Source organism: Bacteroidota bacterium, from assembly GCA_030706565.1.
In the GTDB taxonomy this organism is placed as follows: Bacteria; Bacteroidota; Bacteroidia; order Bacteroidales; family JAUZOH01; genus JAUZOH01.
Window position 1 is genome coordinate 1 of sequence record JAUZOH010000529.1, and the last position, 2,283, is coordinate 2,283.

Consider the following 2,283-nt stretch of genomic DNA (forward strand, 5'->3'; position numbering starts at 1 on the left):
ATAGGAACCTTATCGGCAGGTATAAAATTGCAGTTCCAGATGGAAAACGGTGCGACAGAAGAACAGGCAATGTCCCGCATTATGCCGGTGCAACTACGGGCTGTGGTACTTTTCAATCCTTTTATCTCCTATTCTTATTTCCTAACTTTCTGCCTGTTACCGGTTATGTTTCTGGTTTTTGTCCTGCTTGGATCGGTTTATACCCTAGGGAATGAATTGCAATACGGACTTGGACCGGAATGGCTGGAAGCTGCAGATAATAACATTTGTGTTGCCCTGGCCGGGAAATTGTTGCCCTACACATTTTTGTTCTATTGCCTGGCTATGGTCATCAACCTTATCCTGTTCAGGTACCTGGGACTCCCCTTGCGCGGGAATCTTCATGTTATTCTGGTAAGTGAATTCCTGTTGATTATCAGCTATCAGTTTATTGCGATATTCTTAGTTGGAATCACCGCCAACCTCAGGTTGGGTATATCACTGGGTAGTGCATATTCCATGCTGGCTATTACCTATTCGGGACTCACTTTCCCTATTTTTGGAATGCCTGCTTTTCCACAGGCTTTCGCCCATATTTTCCCTTTCACCTATTGGCTTAAAATTTTCATCAGCCAAACACTTAGAGGGGAACCGGTGAGTAATGGAATCATACCCATGTATGCATTCTTTGCCTTTATGCTATTGGGCATAACATGTATTCCCAGACTAAAAACACTGCTTAAAACCGAAAAATATTGGGGTAAACTATAACTCAAGGAAAAGAAATTATGTGGAAGAAATTCGTATTTGGATTACAAATGACCAGCGACTATTTTGCGGATGAGATCAAAATCATCATGCACGATGCCGGGGCAGTGCTTATTTTTATCGTAGCAATGGTAGCTTATCCTCTCTTATATTCCCTTGGATATATGGACGAAACGATCAGGGAAATACCCATTGCAGTCGTCGATATGGATCATTCCCAAATTAGCCGCCAATACAGCAGAATGGCCGATGCTACCGAACAACTTAAAGTGGTATATAAGCCCCAAAGTTTAAAAGAAGCAGAACAGTTGTTCTATGACGGAAAAATTAATGGGGTAATTCTAATTCCTAAAGATTTTGAAAAAGATATTTATAAAGGACAACAAACCAACGTGACTGTTTACTGCGATGCCAGTTACTTCCTTCTTTATAAACAGGTATATTCCGGGGCAATTTATTCTACAGGGACTTTAGGTGCAGGGGTTGAAATCAAACATTTGCTTGCACAGGGGAATACAATAAAACAGGCCATGGATAAACGCAATCCCTTAAACGTGAATGCCTATAATTTGTACAATCCAGCCGGTGGTTATGGAACTTTTGTCATACCGGGCATTTTAATTATCATTCTTCAGCAAACCCTGATGATTGGTATAGGTTTAATTGGCGGCACGATACGCGAAAGGAGACGGTACATCTATTTAATCAAACCGGCTCAGCTCCCCGGGGGAAGTTTCGTAGCTGTGATGGGAAAAACTTTTGCCTATATCTTTATTTATCTTTTCAACATCATATTTACCCTTGTCATGTTGCACAATTGGTTCCATTTGCCGGATAAAAGCGGGTTCTTACCTACTCTCTTTCTGATCATTCCATTTTTATTTGCAACTGCATTCCTGGGTTTAGCCATAAGCTTTTTATTCAGAAGAAGGGTGCACTCTTTGTTATTCATGGTTTTTCTGTCACCTTCCATACTGTTTTTAACAGGCATGTCGTGGCCGGTTGAATCATTGCCGCCTTTCCTTTACCTGCTTGCCCATGTATTTCCCAGCACAATGACCGTTCCGGCATACATACGTATGCGCACCTGTGGGGCAGGATTAAGTTCAGTAACCTATGAATGGGTATTTCTGCTGATTCAGATGGTTGTCTATTGCCTGCTGGCCTGTCTGACCTACAAATTTGCAATGAAAAGGCTGGAAAAAGAATATAACGAAGAAGCCAGAATGCACAGGGAAAATTATGAACTTGGCCATTTAAACGAATAAATAGTCATGAATTTTTAATCTTTACTACCAGAAGAGGGCTTCGTTTGCATACCATAATTCATCAAAATTACAGCAAACGAAGCCCGAAATTATTTAATTTTCATTTTTAAGTACTTGTCTTTAATATAAATTTATTCAAGTTTTGCAAGTAGAAAAAAGTTAATCGTTCAAGCATAAAAAAAGGCAAAGTGTCTTTCAAATATATCCGAATAACAGTATATTTGAAGTAATAAAACAATAAATACAGCCTCCAATGCCTAGACTTGAA

General features: G+C 39.9%; 2 protein-coding genes. Both read left to right on the forward strand.

Annotated elements, in window-relative coordinates:
- A partial coding sequence (locus tag Q8907_16425; protein ID MDP4275855.1) for an ABC transporter permease occupies positions 1-750 on the forward strand: 750 nt, incomplete at its 5' end.
- A 17-nt stretch (positions 751-767) separates the two neighbouring features.
- The gene (locus tag Q8907_16430; GenBank protein MDP4275856.1) at positions 768-2,015 is read left to right on the forward strand and encodes an ABC transporter permease; all 1,248 of its coding nucleotides are present in this window, start codon (positions 768-770) and stop codon (positions 2,013-2,015) included.
- The last annotated feature ends 268 nt before the right edge of the window (positions 2,016-2,283 follow it).